Below are 14906 nucleotides of genomic sequence, written 5' to 3' on the forward strand. Positions count from 1 at the left end.
AAGGGGAGGCCAGATGGCATTCGGTGTCACGTCGCTGACATTCATCGCGCTTTTTTCGCCATTCCTGGCGGCACTGCTCGCGCCCGCGCTGGTTGGGAAGCTGGGCTCCAAGGCTGCCTGGCTGCTGGCGCTCATTCCCGCATTTGCCTTCGTCCATTTCTTAGGCTTCCTTACCGAGATCGCGGCAGGCGAGGTGGTGACCGGCGGTTACATCTGGGTGCCGAGCTTCAATCTCAGCTTTTCCTGGTTCATCGACGGTCTGTCCTTGACCTTTGCGCTGCTCATTACCGGCATCGGCACTTTGATCGTGCTCTACGCCGGCGCTTATATGGCCGGTCATCCGCAGCAGGGTCGCTTCCTCGCCTTTCTCTTTCTCTTCATGGGCGCAATGCTTGGGGTCGTCATCTCCGACAGCCTGATGATGCTGTTCGTCTATTGGGAGCTGACATCTATCACCTCATTTCTGCTGATCGGTTTCGATCACGAAAGGGAAGCGTCGCGCCGGGCAGCACTTCAGGCGCTCGTCGTCACCGGTGGAGGCGGTCTGGCGCTTCTGGCGGGCCTCATCTTCATCTGGAACATGAGCGGCACGACCCAGCTTTCGCTGCTGGTTCATGGCGGCGATGTTCTGCGCCAAAGCCCGTTCTACTTTGCAGCACTGCTACTCGTCCTCGGCGGCGCCTTCACCAAATCCGCGCAGTTTCCCTTTCACTTCTGGTTGCCCAACGCCATGGAAGCGCCGACACCGGTGTCGGCCTATCTGCATTCCGCCACCATGGTGAAGGCGGGCGTTTATCTTTTGATGCGGCTCAATCCAGTTCTCGGCGACACGGCAGCCTGGCAAATCCTGCTGCCATTCTTTGGCGGGCTGACGATGCTGACCGGCGCGCTGATGGCCATCCGCCAGACCGACCTCAAGCTGATGCTCGCCTATACGACCGTTTCTTCGCTGGGTCTCCTAGTGATGCTGATCGGTTTCGGATCGGAGCAGGCGCTCGAAGCGGCGGTGCTTTATCTGGTAGCGCATTCATTGTTCAAGGGTGCGCTCTTCATGGTGGCCGGCATCATCGATCACGAGACGGGAACCCGGGATGTGCGCCAATTGGGCGGGCTGCGAAAAGCGATGCCGATCACCTTTGTCGCGGCTTTTGCCGCCGCTCTCTCCATGGCCGGGCTTCCGCCCTTCTTCGGCTTCCTGGCGAAGGAAGAAATCTACTATGCCTTGGCCCATGCCAATCCTAGGGCGATTCTCTTCACCGGCGTCGCTATCGTCGGCAATGCGCTGATGTTGGCTATCGCTCTTGCCGTCGGCCTAAAACCCTTTGTCGGCATCGCGCCGCGAATGCCGAAGATAGCCCATGAGGCGCCGATCCTTCTGTGGCTTGGACCCGCGGTCTTGGCCGCTTCAGGACTTCTCGCGGCGCTGTTTTCCAGTCCGTTTCATTCTGCAATCTCCACACCGATGGCAACGGCGATCGCCGATGAGCCACGTGTGGTGGACATATCGCTCGTACCCCATATCGGTGTCCCGCTGGCGCTGTCGCTCTTTACCATCGGCCTCGGGATCATGGTCTTCACGATTCTGGGCACGGCCCGCGACCTGATGGATCGTACGCTGCAGGCCATCGGCCCCGGGCCGGACAAAGGCTTCGACGCCTTCATGTCCGCGCTGGTGCGCGCCTCCTACGTCGTGACCCGCGTGCTCCAGCCCGGCCGACTGGAGTTTTACGTGACTGCGACCTTCGCCATCATTGCTGCCGCACTTCTGGTCCCGCTTTTCTCGTACGGCGAACTGCCCGCAATGCCGGTCTGGCCACGCCACGCGCAAATCCATGAAGTCACCTTCATAGCCATTGCGGTGATTGGCCTCGTTGCGGTGCTGATGGCGGCAAGCCGTTTAACGGCGATTATCGCGCTTGGCATTCAGGGCTTTGCGGTTGCCGTTCTTTTCCTGCTGTTTGGCGCGCCGGATTTGTCCTTCACGCAGTTCATGGTGGAGACACTTTCGGTGGTGATCCTGACCCTGGTCATGACGCGGCTGCGCCTGTCGCCCTCGGATCATCGCCGCCTCGGCCGGAAGCTCCTCGATGGGACAATCGCAATAGCCTGCGGGAGCGGCTTTGCCCTGATGCTGCTGAAATCCACCGAACAACCTTTCGACAACAGCCTGACGGCCTTTTTCAATGCCTATTCCAAGATCATTGCCCATGGAAACAACGTCGTGAATGTCATCATCGTTGACTTCCGCGGTACCGACACGCTTGGCGAAATCGCGGTGGTGATGATCACGGCGCTCGCCGTTTTGGCGCTCATCCGTATTCGACCGGGAACGACCTTACGCCCTCGGGATAACAATCCGGATGACGATTATGAAAGCGCGGGGAAGGGCAGGGCATGAATACGCTGATCTTCAGAACTGCGGCACCCATCATCACCAGCCTGATGACGCTGTTTTCCATCTTCGTTCTTCTGCGCGGCCATAACGCCCCGGGCGGTGGCTTTATCGGCGGATTGATCGCCGTCTCGGCCCTGGCGATCTATGGCATTGCCTTCGGCGTCGAAACCGTGCGGCGTGCCATCATATTCCATCCGCTGTCGATTGCCGGTTTCGGCCTGCTGCTCGCAACACTCTCTGGCGTGACATCGCTCGTTGTCGACGTGCCGTTCATGACCGGGCTGTGGATTTACCCAACCCTCTTCGGCGTCGAAGTGCCGCTTGCGACCGTCATCTCCTTCGACATCGGCGTCTATCTCGTCGTGGTCGGCGGCTTCACCTCCATCGCGCTTGCGCTGGAAGAAAGGGATCGCGACTGATGGAAGCGATCTTCTCTATCCTCGTGGGCATCTTCTTCTCGACGGCGATCTATCTCATGCTGTCGCGTCACAGCGTGCGGCTTCTGCTTGGCATCGCGATCCTCGGCAATGCCGTCAATCTTCTGCTTTTCACTGCCGGGCGCCTGCATCGTGAGGTGCCGCCCATCATTCCCGCCGGTCTCGACGCACTGCCGGCCGATACCGCCAATCCGCTGCCTCAGGCCCTCATCCTGACCGCGATCGTCATTTCCTTCTGCTTCTTCTGTTTCCTGCTGGTCCTGGTCTGGCGGGCCTTCCAGGAGTTGAAGACGGACGACACGGACGAAATGCGCGCGGCCGAACCGCAAACCGAACCGCTTCCGCCGGTGGGGTATTGATGCCCGCGCAGTTCCTCCTCGCCGCATCCGGCCCGATATCTGCTGCCGATCTCTCCGCTGCACTCGTCATGCAGCCCACCACCCTTGCCGATTGGTTGATCGTGCTGCCCGTAGCGCTCTGCATCGGTCTCGGTGCGGTGCTGATGATGATCCGCCACCAGACCCGCCTCCACGCCCCAATCGCAATTGCAGGATTTGCCATCCTCGTCGGGCTTGATGCCGCACTTGTCTGGCGTGTCGCTTTTGATGGATCCTTCACCATGGTGATGGGGCGCTGGCTTCCGCCCTTTGGCATCGCCTTTACCGCGGATCTGACGGGAGCGTTGTTTGCGTTGACCGGAGCTATCGTGGCGCTGGTTTGCGCCATCCATGCGGCACGCGATATCGATGAAACGGGGAGGCGGTACGGCTTCTACCCATTCCTGATGCTGTTGATGGCGGGCGTTACCGGCGCCTTTCTTACCGGCGATATCTTCAACCTCTATGTCTGGTTTGAGGTCTTGCTCGTCTCCTCCTTCGGCCTCATCGTCCTCGGCTCGACGCGGGAGCAGATCGATGGCGCGCTGAAATATGGCATCCTCAATCTGATCGGAACGACGCTGTTCCTGATTGCCGTCGGTTATCTCTATGCCATCTTCGGCACGCTCAACATGGCCGATATCGCCCGGAAGGCGACGACCGTGGGCGAGACCGCGCCGTTGATCACGCTGGCATCTTTGTTCACGCTCGCCTTTGCCATGAAGGCCGCTGCCTTTCCGGTCAATTTTTGGCTGCCTGCATCCTACCACACGCCGAAAATCGTGGTTTCCGCACTCTTCGGCGGCCTGCTCACCAAGGTCGGTGTCTATGCTCTGCTGCGTGTCATGGTCATGCTGTTTCCGGTTCAGCGGGAGGAATTGAGCTTTATCATCGCAGTTTCGGCAGAGGTCACGATGATCCTAGGCGCCATGGGCGCCCTTGCCCAAAACGATCTGCGCCGCATGCTTGGCTATATCGTCATTTCTGGCATCGGCTACATGATGGCAGGCATTGCGATCGGTACCCAGGCAGCACTTGGCGGCGTGGTGTTCTACGCGCTGAACTCCATGGTGCTGATGACCGCCCTCTATCTCGCTGTCGGACACGCAGCGCGTCTCGGCGGTGCCTGGACGCTGTCCGGGCTGGGCGGCCTATACGCGAGAGCGCCATGGTTCTCGGCGATGGTGCTGGCACTCTTCTTCGCCGGAGCGGGCTTGCCACCCTTTTCCGGTTTCTGGCCAAAAGCCATGCTGACGAAATCCGCTATCGATATCGGTGCATGGTGGCTTGCTGCCGCCATTTTGGTTTCGGGCTTCATCTCCACCATCGCCTTGGCAAGAGCGTTTCTTCTCTGCTTCTGGAGACCGTCTACGGATGGCGCGCCGCGTACCGCTTCGGATGTGAAAGCGCCGTCCATAACGCCTGTCGCAGTACTAACAGCGCTGATCATTGCGGTCGGGCTTTTCCCTGAATCCCTGATGAAATTCAGCCAGGATGCCGCTTCTACACTTGGCGATCCATCCTCCTATATCCGCTCTGTCTTTCCGGAAGGAGCGCTTCGATGACTCTTTTCCTCATCGGCTCTCTTTTCGTCATTATCTGGCTTGCAATTTCAGCCAGCTACACGCTTGCTAACCTTCTTCTTGGCATCGTCATCGCGGCATTGTCGCTCGGTCTGATCCGCCACCAGATCGTTAGGAGCGATAGCAGGCGGGTCCATGTCATTCCGCTCCTGTCGCTGGTGGTGCTGTTCATCAAGGAATTGGCGCTGTCCGCTTGGACAGTCGCAAGGCTGGTGGTTCGGCCGAAGATAGAGTTGAGGCCGGGCATCTTTGCCTATCCGCTCACCGTTCAGGGCGACTTCGAAATCGCTCTCCTCGCCAATCTGATTACCCTGACGCCCGGCACGCTTTCGGTCGATGTGACCGACGACCGCAAAACGCTCTATGTCCACGCGCTGGACTGCAGCGATGTTGAGGCGACCAGAAAGTCGATTGCCGCCGGGTTCGAGCGCAAGATCATGGAGGCCTTTACGAGATGACGCCGGAACTCCTTGTGTCTTACGCCTCTTTTGCGGCTCTCCTCATATTGTGCGTCGCTTTTTTGCTTACCGTTTACAGGGCCGTCGTCGGACCGACCCTGCCGGATCGAGTTGTCGCTCTCGATATGCTCGTGGGAATCGCCATCGGTTTTATCGCAGTCATCGCGATTCGCACCGGCTTCAACCTCTATATCGATATCGCCATTGCTCTCTGTTTGGTGGGTTTCCTGGCAACGGTGGCCTTTGCCCGCTTCATTCTGTCGCGCCAACCGGAAAATAGGATCGATAAAATACAAATTCCTGACGCTTCAGACGTTGTTTCGCCGTCTCAGACACTGCGAAATGTAACAGGTAAAGTGCGGAAAAGCGCTGCCAAAGGTCGTGGAAAAAAGGCGAAAGACAGGGCGGAATGAGTTGGGTAATCGCATTGGTTGTAGCCGTGCTGTGTATCGGCGGAGCTCTATTTTCGCTCACCGCCGCCATCGGTGTTAACCGCCTCCCGGATTTCTATACGCGAATGCATGCTGCCTCGAAGGCAGGCACCGTGGGCTCCGCCCTTCTTCTTTTGGCAGTTGGCCTTTATTCCCAACAGCTTGCGGTATTGGGGTGCGCGCTCGTCGGCTTTTTATTTGTGGTTTTGACCGCTCCAATATCGGCGCATTTGCTTGCTAAATCTGCGCATCAGGCTGGATATAAATCCTCTTCCCAGACTGTCAAAGACGACCTGAAAGCAGATCGAAAGTTCAAATAAAAAAACATCTTCGCCCTAAACTTGTATGCTTTTCTTCTACTGAAAAATTTTGTTACCCGTTATTTTTTACATATCAATTTCTGTAAATCTTGTCTGAGTTGTTCCAAAATAATATCTGGACTTTTTTTGGTTAGGTGCTATCCACGGTACGCAAAGTTGCTGATGTTGATTTGCTTTTCGTTATTGGCGTTCCGTCGCTGCCTACATAGGACTGAAAAGTCTTGGCGGGTGACTTGCCGGAAATACAGTCACGAATGACGCAAATCGCGCCGGTATATTCCACCTTTTCTGCATGAGGCTCAGGGTTGGCTTCGTGTCATACACACAGGTGCAGTTTCGCTGGCCGTACTTTGCAATATTGGCGAATGTGGCTTTGCCCGTCGCTACGCGTGACATGAACAGGAGATATTTCAATGACGGAAACTACATATGGCGGAGCGCAGAATCTGCTCGTCGAGCTGACTGCGGATATCGTTGCCGCATATGTTAGCCACCATGTCGTTCCGGTTGCGGAACTTCCAAGCCTGATTTCCGACGTCCACAACGCGCTGAATGGCACCTCTGCCCCGGCTGTGGCTTCGGTTAGCGTCGAAAAGCAGAAGCCTGCGGTTTCTGTGCGTAAGTCGGTTCAGGATGATCAGATCATCTGTTTGGAATGTGGCGGATCTTTCAAGTCGCTCAAGCGTCATTTGACGACACATCACAATATTACGCCGGAAGAATACCGCGAAAAGTGGGATCTTCCGGTGGATTACCCGATGGTGGCTCCAGCCTATGCAGAAGCGCGTTCGCGCCTGGCAAAGGAAATGGGTCTCGGCCAGCGTCGCAAATCCGGTCGCTGATCTCTTCGCAGCAGCATTCGCAAAGACACGAAAGCCGGCCTATTTGGGTCGGCTTTTTGCGTTTCATCGGTGAACTGCCAGCGGTGCCGCCGCAACCAATAAAGAGGCTGGAGCGATATCATGATCGCGCCAGCCTTAGAGCGTTTCCTTGTTAAATAGAAACGTTCTGCCGGAGCAGGTTTTCGTCAGGGCAAAGGCGATTGGCGAAGGGCATACCCAAAGGTACGGTCGAGCCGATCGCCTTTGAGCCTGGCGGAAAGATGCCCGGCCCTCCCGTCGCGCCGCTTCGCCGTGCGAAGCGATTAGCGCGCCGGGCGATTGAAGCTCTTGCAGATTTGCCAGCAAATCTGCGGGAGGGTTGGTTGAAACGGGCCACCTGCTTGCCCGGACGGCTTGGCCGTATGCTTTGGCTACGGCACGCGCCCTCCGGACAATCAGTCGATCCCGTTTGAACCAACAGAACTGTTTCTATTTAACAAGGAAACGCTCTAAGCGGCTTGTTCCGGAGCATTTCCTTTAACAAGGAAACGCTATGATGAGTCCCCGAAGAGAAACGAGGGTGCCTCTCAGCCGACTTTTGCCAGCCCCTCGCGCGGCACGTAGTACTGGCCGAAGCGGTTGGCGAGGAAGTCGTCGAGCGCCACATCTTCCTGCTTGACGAAACCGCGCATGGGCAGTCTTTCGTTGGCGAGAAGATCGAGAACCGTGCAGATGCCGGACGCTGTGGTGATCTGGATCGCGCTCATCATGCGACCGGAGACGGGGCCAGCATATACCTTGTTCGCGTAGGTTTCCTGCATGAAGCGGCCATTCTTCGTTCCGCAGACGGTGACGAACACGATGACCACATCCTGCATGGTGGCGGGAAGGGCGTTTTCGAAGAGATCCTTCAGCACGTCGCGGCGATTGCGCAAGTTGAGATCGTTGAGAAGCGCCTTCATGATCGACACATGGCCAGGATAACGGATGGTGCGGTAGTTCATCGTCCGCACCTTGCCTTCTAAAGTCGCGGCGAGTGTCCCAAGCCCGCCGGATGTGTTGAAGGCTTCATAGGTCATGCCGTCCAGGGAAAACTCTTCTCGCTCTTCCAGCGCCGGAACGGCGGTCAAGCGCCCTTCGACGATCGCCTCGCACGGCTCGATATATTCATTGATCAGGCCGTCCGTGCTCCAGGTGAGATTATAGTTCAAGGCGTTGGACGGGTATTGCGGCAAAGCGCCGACACGCATGCGCACACTGTCCAGCTTGTCGAAACGCGACGCCAGATCGGCGGCGACGATAGAGATAAAGCCGGGCGCCAAGCCGCACTGGGGGATCAACGCCACTTCCGACGTTTCGGCCAGTTTCTTGACCTTGCGAGTGGATTCGACGTCTTCAGTCAGATCGAGATAGTGGGTGCCGACCGCGACTGCCGCTTCGGCTATCCCAGCTGTCAGATGGAAAGGCGCTGCCGAAAGAACGGCAAATTTGTCCTTTAACAAAGCCTGAAGGCTGAGCCTGTCGGTAATGTCCACCACTTCGGTATCAATCCGCTCATGGGATGGAACATTCGCCAGTTGATCGACCGCGCGATCGGCAACGGTAATGCGGTAATCGCCCGTCACGGCAAGCATCCAGGAAATAGCCGAGCCGATATTGCCAGCACCAACGACAACGATGTGTTTCATGATCTGTCCCCTCAAAGACTATTGTTGAGGTAATAGAATGCCGCCGCTTCATCACGATTCGTAGCTTCACTTTGTTCATATAGATGTATAAAACTATGCAAAACGCCGAAGGAAATATGCAGAATGACCATCACCGACAAGGATCGTGCACTGCTGTCTCTTCTGGGTAGCAATGCCCGCATGCCGGTTGCGGAACTGGCGCGCAAGCTCGGCCTGTCGCGTACAACGGTTCAGGCCCGGATCGAGCGGCTTGAGGCGGAAGGCGTCATCGCTGGCTATAGTCTTAGGTTGTCGGAAAATTACCTGTCCGGGCTGGTGCGCGCCCATGTGCTCATCACCATCGGCCCAAAGGCTTTGGCAACCGTCACGGTCGCATTGGCCGCCATAAAGGAAGTCACGACGCTGCATTCCGTCAGCGGCAGTTTCGACCTGATCGCAATCCTGGCAGCCCCATCCATCTCTGAGCTCGATGGGCTGATCGACACAATCGGCGCGTTGGACGGAGTGGAGCGCACGCTGTCATCGATCATCCTGTCGACGCGAATCTCGCGCTGAGGCGCTATCTCGTGCAGCCGCTCTCAGGTCGTTTTTCTCCAAAAGCCCTCTAGGCTTCATCCAGACTTCCCCGGCGCGCCTTGAAGAACATCTTCAGTCGCTGAAGATTTTCCGTGCTCCAACCTTCCGGCGCTGTGACCTCCATCCATGCCTCGATGTAGTGTTCGGGAGCATAGACATGGCCATAGCCCATGGGCGCAGTGGTCGCGGCGGTCACGTCCAGTGTCAATTGCAGAAAGGTGACAAGTGGGAACCAGCGGAACGAGGAGGAAACGTCGCGGCCGCGAGGCCGGTTCATCCATTCCGGCCGTCGGTAGACGGATGAGGTTTCGAAAAAGGTGATCGGGTCGCTCGCATACTGCAAATAGACGATCCGCATCGGCCCCCAGGGGACGTTCGGCATCGTCGCGGTCTGATACTGGTCGGCAAAACGGATGACGGATGAGTCGCGAAATTTCGGCAGCCACTGTGGTGTGCCGGGCACCCTCCCATTCGTCGCCATCCGCCATGTAGGGCTGGCAAAGGGTGGGCCGCTCCACAATGCGCCTTGAAACGGATCGGCCAGGACATCGTAAAGGTCTGACGACTTCTGGCTGTTCAGCGCACCGAGGCTCAGCCCATGAAGATAAAGCTTGGGGCGCGTTTCTTTCGGCAGCGTCGCCCAATAGCCGTAGATTTCCTCAAACAAGGCGCGCGCCGTTTCCACGCCGTAATCCGGCTCGGTGAGGAGGGCGATCCAACTGGAGAGATAGGAATACTGCACCGCCACGCTGGCGATATCGCCATGATGCAGATACTCAACCGTATCCAGCGCCTCAGGATCGATCCAGCCGGTCCCGGTCGGCACCACCACGAGGAGGGCGTGGCGTTCGAAGCCTCCCGTGCGTTTCAATTCTTCCAGCGCAAGTTTCGCCCGCGCCGCTGGCGTGTCTGCGGAATTGAGCCCTGCATAGACGCGGATCGGCTCAAGTGCTGCTTTCCCCGTGAAGCTGGAAATCTCTTGCCCCGTAGGGCCAGTCGCCACGAACTCCCGTCCACGCCGCCCGAGCGATTGCCATGTCATCAGGGAGGTTTTGCTGCCGGTCTTCAGTTGGTCCGTCGGTTGTGGCACATCCGACTCGATCAGACTATCCACCTGTTTCAGCGAACTGTCAGCAAAGCGCAGGCCGATGTCGAAGATCAGACCGTTCAGTACCATCCAAGCAAGCGCGATCGCCGCAACGACACTTACGACATTCGCCAGCCGATGAGGCAGGAAGCGGCGACTGCGCAGGGCCAGCAAACGACGAACGAGTTGGAAAAGGCGCCCGGAACCAATCAGGATCGCTGCGACTGCGATTGCAATCGCTCCTGTCCTTATCGGGTGGCTGCTGTCGAGTGGGCTCATCTCCATCAAGATACGGATGGAGTTCTGCCAGGTCGCAGCCTGCCAGAGAAAGCCGATGGCCGCGACGGCGGCGGCAAGCGACAGGACGAAGCGGACACCCCGCCTATCATGCCGGGAGAGCTGCGGCAGTTCCAGATAGAGATAGACCTCCTTCAACACGGCACCGATGAGGTATCCGATCGCGAAGGAGAAGCCGCAGAGCACACCTTGCATGACGAAGGTGCGCGGGAGAAGGGAGGGTGTCAGCGAAGCACAAAACAGCAGTGTCCCAAAGACGATGCCGGTGCTGGACAGCGGTCCAAGAAAACGCCTGATCCACCACAATGTTTTATACCTCCACCTGCTTTGATCACTGGGGAAAACGCACCCCAGACAACCGCGTTATGTGCGGTCCACGCACCAATCTAAAGCATGTCGCGCAAAAGTGTGTAGCGGTTTTGCGATAACGACATGCGATAACAAAGACCTAAAGCGTATGAGCGAATCTGAAAGATCGCGACACGCTTTAAGACAAGCTTTGCGACCGTGGAAAGAAATTGACACACAACAAAAAGCCCGCGACCGACTTTCGTCATATCGCGGGCTATGTCATCTGCCGGAACACGCCATCATGGCGTGCATGCGGCAATCACTTCTTTGGAGACTGCGAAGGCTTTGGCTGGCTGCCACCTTCACGCATCTGCCGCCACTCGCTCTCGAGGCGGTCGTAAATGTTCTGGGGAATTGTCGCTGTCATGGCATTCCTCCTGACTGGGTTGATGCAGCTCCATTAGCGGGCTCTGAAACCAAGTAAGAGGGCGAGAGGTTCCCGGATTCAAGCAATAATTTTCTCTTAAATCGGTTCGCACCTATTAAAATCGATTAAGAAATTTTCAAATCGATTTAAGTGGCGCTCTCAGGATGTGGAAAATCTGCACCTTATTGGGCGTCTCTTTTCATAGACGCGCCGAAACCATCCAGTGACCGTGATTCCCGCTACCCGCGAGCAGCTGCGCCATCATTGAAAACCGTTCCACAACGACGCGCCTTCACTGCTCTTCTCCCTGTCTATGACAGGTGGTTTCAGTAGAATGCCGTGCGCCCCCGCCCTGTAAGCTGGATTGAACCAGTTGCGGCGGGATGATAGGCGATTGCTTCAGTCTTCTGCCGCGACGTTTCAATAGACAGGTGCATGCCCATGATCCGCCACATCGTTTTCTTCACCGTTCCGGAAGCCAATCGAGACGCCGTGCGCAAGGGGCTTTCGGGCCTGACGGCCATCCCTCACGCCTCGAAGCTGGAGATCGGCGAGAACGTCAAGAAGGACCAGTGGGGCAACTCGGTGGACTTCATCGTCTATGGCGAATTCGAGAGTGAAGAGGCGCTCGCCGCCTATAAAGCCGACCCGGCCTATGATCTTTCGACCAGAACCGTGAAACCACTTCGCGATACGCGGATCGCCGCGGACTTCGATGCCTATAAGGCGGTGACGTCCCCGATCAAGTAAGCTCGGCATTGATGATGGGTCAGTCACCGGGAATAGTATCATACCAGTCGATAAGCGGTTGATACCTCAGGTATTTGGGACGACAAGGCGTGCTGTTTACTGCCTGCTCAACCACTTTCTGAATGGGTGGACTCTGTTTCTGAAGTCTTGTTCGCAAGTGATTCAGAAGACTCGGAAAAAACCGCGGTCGTAGCTGAGGGCGGGTTCTTTGTTGCCGCGATACAAGCTTGCAGTAGTCTACACGGCAATGGTTACACCTTTCTGAAAGGATGACGTCGGTCCCGCTTCGGTCGGGTTGCTATCCCCAGCTTGAACGGAAGCAAAAGCCCACATTCATTTGCCATTCAGACGCTTTGGGCTAAATATTGCCTCAACAAACTATTTCGACGTGCATCCGACTTTTTGTGGAAGTTTTTGCAAATGGCATCACCTCTAATCATCGCGACGCTTGCAGCCGGAATGTCCGGCTTCCCTGCGCCGCAGGCTGATTGGCGGGCCGGAGCCGTCGAAGCGCCGATTGTTCGCGTTGCGAGCGACTGCACCGGAGCCGTCTCCCGCGTCGTTCGGGAAACCGGCGGGCAGCTTTTGTCGGTCTATCCGTCCGGTGACGGTCAATCCTGCGTGGTGACGGTTCTTGTGCAGGGCAATGGCGAGCGCCCCCGCAAGGTCACGATGCGCGTGCCGATGTAGTTGAACCCCGATCGAAATCTCCATACATCTGCTATAGACACATTTCGAGTGCCGGCTCTGCTGCCGGTTGGACTGAAAAGGGGCAGACGATGCGCATTCTCGTGGTCGAGGACGATACCAACCTCAACCGGCAACTGACCGACGCGCTGAAAGAAGCGGGCTATGTGGTCGATCAGGCGTTCGATGGCGAGGAAGGCCACTACCTCGGCGATACCGAGCCCTATGACGCGATTGTGCTCGATATCGGTTTGCCGCAGATGGATGGCATCACCGTTGTCGAGAAATGGCGCTCTGCTGGCAAGTCCATGCCGGTTTTGATCCTGACCGCGCGCGATCGCTGGAGCGATAAGGTGGCCGGCATCGATGCTGGCGCCGATGATTACGTAACCAAGCCTTTCCATGTGGAAGAAGTGCTGGCCCGCGTGCGTGCGCTGATTCGCCGTGCGGCAGGCCACGCGTCTTCCGAGATCATCTGCGGCCCGGTAAGGCTCGACACGAAGTCATCCAAGGCAACCGTGAACGGTGTGACCTTGAAGCTGACCTCGCACGAGTTCCGTCTTCTTTCCTACCTTATGCATCACATGGGCGAGGTCGTCTCGCGCACCGAGCTGGTCGAGCACATGTACGACCAGGATTTCGACCGCGATTCCAACACGATCGAAGTTTTCGTCGGGCGCCTGCGCAAGAAGCTCGGTGTCGATCTGATCGAGACCATTCGCGGTCTCGGTTACCGGATGCAAGCACCGCAAGATGCGAAGTAATTCACTCACCGCCCGCGTTCTTTTGCTGGCCTCGGCATGGTCCGTGCTGGCACTGGTGGTGATTGCAGTGGTGATTTCGACGCTCTATCGCCAGGGCGTCGAGCGCAGCTTTACCGATCTGCTGCGCGCACAGCTTTACAACGTCATCAATTCGGTGACGATCTCCAACGAGAACACCTTGGCCGGTAGCCCACAGCTCGGAGACCTGCGCTTTTCCCAGCCGGATACGGGCTGGTACTGGGTGGTGGAACCGCTCGGCAACTTCCAGACGGCCCCTTTGGTCTCCTCTTCGCTCGGTGTTTCCAAGCTTGCCGTTCCGAGCATTCTCGATGTTCCCTTCGACAATCGCTACGAGCGTTATTACACGCTGACCGATCAGGCCGGAAACCGCATTCAGGTGGCTGAGACCGAAGTCGTGCTGGATGGAGAGGGCAGGGCCGCACGGTTTCGTGTGACCGGCAACCTCAACGTCGTTGAGGACGACGTGCGTGATTTTTCCAACAGCCTTTATTTGGCGCTTGCCGTCTTCGGTGTCGGCAGCCTCGTCGTCAACGGTCTTGCGATTCTCTATAGTCTTCGTCCACTCGACCGTGCTCGTGTGGCACTCGGGAAGATTCGCGGTGGTGAGGCCGAGCGGCTGGAAGGTGAATTTCCGCGTGAAATCCAGCCGCTGGCGCATGAGGTCAATGCGCTGATCGAGAGCAACCGGCGCATCGTCGAACGCGCCCGGATGCAGGTGGGTAACCTGGCCCACTCCTTGAAAACGCCGATCGCAGTGCTGTTGAATGAGGCGCGCACGCTGGACAGCCAGCACGGAGACTTGGTCCGAGCCCAGGCGGACGCCATGCAGGCACAGGTCCAATCCTATCTGTCGCGTGCTCGTATCGCTGCCCAGCGCGGCTCGATCCTCGCACGAGCGGAGGCCGAACCCGCGCTGGAACGCCTGATCCGGGTGATGCGGCGTCTCAATCCCGACAAGGCCTTCGAACTCGATCTCCACCAACCCGGCACCCTTCTCGCCATGGAGCAGCAGGATCTGGAAGAGGTTGTCGGCAATCTTCTCGAAAATGCTGCCCGCTTCGCTGACAAACATATTGTTGTGCGCATGACCAATGGCAGCCATCCATCCTCCGATCCGGACATTACGCGCCGCGCTTGGATCGAGTTGACTGTCGAGGACGATGGACCGGGTCTCGAACCCGACCAGATCACCGAGGCGCTGAAGCGCGGTCGACGGCTCGACGAAAGCAGGCCGGGCACTGGTCTTGGTCTGTCGATCGTCAGCGAAGTGGTTTCCGAGTACCATGGCAGGTTCACCCTGTCGCGTAGCGAACTCGGCGGATTGAAGGCCACGCTGCTTTTGCCGGGCCTATCGAAAGAGCTTGCTTAAGACACGCGAAAAGGCAATTAATTCAAGCCGGAAGACTGATGAGGATATGCCTGATGACTTGCGGCGCGATGCCGTTGCTAGGCAGGCCTTAGCAGCAGTTCAGCGTTGGCAAGGAGTGGTGTTTTGA

Annotated in this window: 15 protein-coding genes; 13 read left to right on the forward strand and 2 right to left on the reverse strand. The window is 57.5% G+C overall.

Going from position 1 to position 14906, the window contains the following annotated elements:
- Nucleotides 1-13: 13 nt before the first annotated feature.
- The 8 genes from QE408_RS13015 (at nt 14) to QE408_RS13050 (ending at nt 6843) form a co-directional block, all read left to right on the forward strand.
- Nucleotides 14-2398, forward strand: coding sequence for a putative monovalent cation/H+ antiporter subunit A (locus QE408_RS13015; RefSeq protein WP_306931746.1), 2385 nt, complete (start codon nt 14-16; stop codon nt 2396-2398).
- Complete coding sequence (locus tag QE408_RS13020; RefSeq protein WP_306931748.1) at nt 2395-2814, forward strand: Na(+)/H(+) antiporter subunit B; 420 nt, start codon at nt 2395-2397, stop codon at nt 2812-2814. The genes QE408_RS13015 and QE408_RS13020 overlap by 4 nt, the downstream gene beginning before the upstream one ends.
- A complete protein-coding gene (locus QE408_RS13025) occupies nt 2814-3191 on the forward strand; it encodes a Na+/H+ antiporter subunit C (protein WP_306931750.1) in 378 nt (125 codons plus the stop codon). The genes QE408_RS13020 and QE408_RS13025 overlap by 1 nt, the downstream gene beginning before the upstream one ends.
- Nucleotides 3191-4774 (forward strand): Na+/H+ antiporter subunit D, encoded by a 1584-nt coding sequence (locus tag QE408_RS13030; protein ID WP_306931752.1) that lies wholly within the window; start codon nt 3191-3193, stop codon nt 4772-4774. The genes QE408_RS13025 and QE408_RS13030 overlap by 1 nt, the downstream gene beginning before the upstream one ends.
- A complete protein-coding gene (locus QE408_RS13035; RefSeq protein ID WP_306931754.1) occupies nt 4771-5250 on the forward strand; it encodes a Na+/H+ antiporter subunit E in 480 nt (159 codons plus the stop codon). Before QE408_RS13030 ends, QE408_RS13035 begins: the two co-directional genes overlap by 4 nt.
- Complete coding sequence (locus QE408_RS13040; protein WP_306931756.1) at nt 5247-5663, forward strand: cation:proton antiporter; 417 nt, start codon at nt 5247-5249, stop codon at nt 5661-5663. Before QE408_RS13035 ends, QE408_RS13040 begins: the two co-directional genes overlap by 4 nt.
- Nucleotides 5660-6001 (forward strand): monovalent cation/H(+) antiporter subunit G, encoded by a 342-nt coding sequence (gene mnhG / locus QE408_RS13045; RefSeq protein ID WP_306931759.1) that lies wholly within the window; start codon nt 5660-5662, stop codon nt 5999-6001. The genes QE408_RS13040 and mnhG overlap by 4 nt, the downstream gene beginning before the upstream one ends.
- Nucleotides 6002-6414: 413 nt before the next feature.
- Nucleotides 6415-6843: a MucR family transcriptional regulator gene (locus QE408_RS13050; RefSeq protein WP_306931760.1), complete on the forward strand. Its 429-nt coding sequence runs from the start codon at nt 6415-6417 to the stop codon at nt 6841-6843.
- Nucleotides 6844-7409: 566 nt separating this feature from the next.
- On the opposite strand, the gene QE408_RS13055 is transcribed toward QE408_RS13050, so the two are convergent.
- Nucleotides 7410-8510 carry a saccharopine dehydrogenase family protein gene (locus QE408_RS13055; RefSeq protein WP_306931762.1) on the reverse strand — a complete coding sequence of 367 codons (1101 nt, stop codon included), beginning with the start codon at nt 8508-8510 and terminating at the stop codon, nt 7410-7412.
- 123 nt (nt 8511-8633) lie between these two features.
- Here QE408_RS13055 and QE408_RS13060 point away from each other — a divergent pair, with 123 nt between their 5' ends.
- On the forward strand, nt 8634-9065 hold the full coding sequence (locus tag QE408_RS13060; protein WP_306931764.1) for an Lrp/AsnC family transcriptional regulator: 432 nt from the start codon (nt 8634-8636) through the stop codon (nt 9063-9065).
- Nucleotides 9066-9114: 49 nt separating this feature from the next.
- Here the strand turns inward: QE408_RS13060 and QE408_RS13065 are convergent, their stop codons facing one another.
- Nucleotides 9115-10776: an alpha/beta hydrolase gene (locus tag QE408_RS13065; protein ID WP_306931766.1), complete on the reverse strand. Its 1662-nt coding sequence runs from the start codon at nt 10774-10776 to the stop codon at nt 9115-9117.
- Nucleotides 10777-11629: 853 nt separating this feature from the next.
- Between QE408_RS13065 and QE408_RS13070 the strand changes: the two genes are divergently transcribed.
- The 4 genes from QE408_RS13070 (at nt 11630) to QE408_RS13085 (ending at nt 14779) form a co-directional block, all read left to right on the forward strand.
- Nucleotides 11630-11938, forward strand: a complete 309-nt coding sequence (locus QE408_RS13070) for a Dabb family protein (RefSeq protein WP_306931768.1) — start codon at nt 11630-11632, stop codon at nt 11936-11938.
- 420 nt (nt 11939-12358) lie between these two features.
- Complete coding sequence (locus QE408_RS13075; protein WP_306931770.1) at nt 12359-12628, forward strand: hypothetical protein; 270 nt, start codon at nt 12359-12361, stop codon at nt 12626-12628.
- Between the two features lie 89 nt (nt 12629-12717).
- Nucleotides 12718-13389: a response regulator transcription factor gene (locus QE408_RS13080; protein ID WP_306931771.1), complete on the forward strand. Its 672-nt coding sequence runs from the start codon at nt 12718-12720 to the stop codon at nt 13387-13389.
- Nucleotides 13379-14779 (forward strand): sensor histidine kinase, encoded by a 1401-nt coding sequence (locus tag QE408_RS13085; protein ID WP_306931772.1) that lies wholly within the window; start codon nt 13379-13381, stop codon nt 14777-14779. The genes QE408_RS13080 and QE408_RS13085 overlap by 11 nt, the downstream gene beginning before the upstream one ends.
- Nucleotides 14780-14906 lie beyond the last annotated feature (127 nt).

Source organism: Agrobacterium larrymoorei (assembly GCF_030819275.1).
In the GTDB taxonomy this organism is placed as follows: Bacteria; Pseudomonadota; Alphaproteobacteria; order Rhizobiales; family Rhizobiaceae; genus Agrobacterium; species Agrobacterium larrymoorei_B.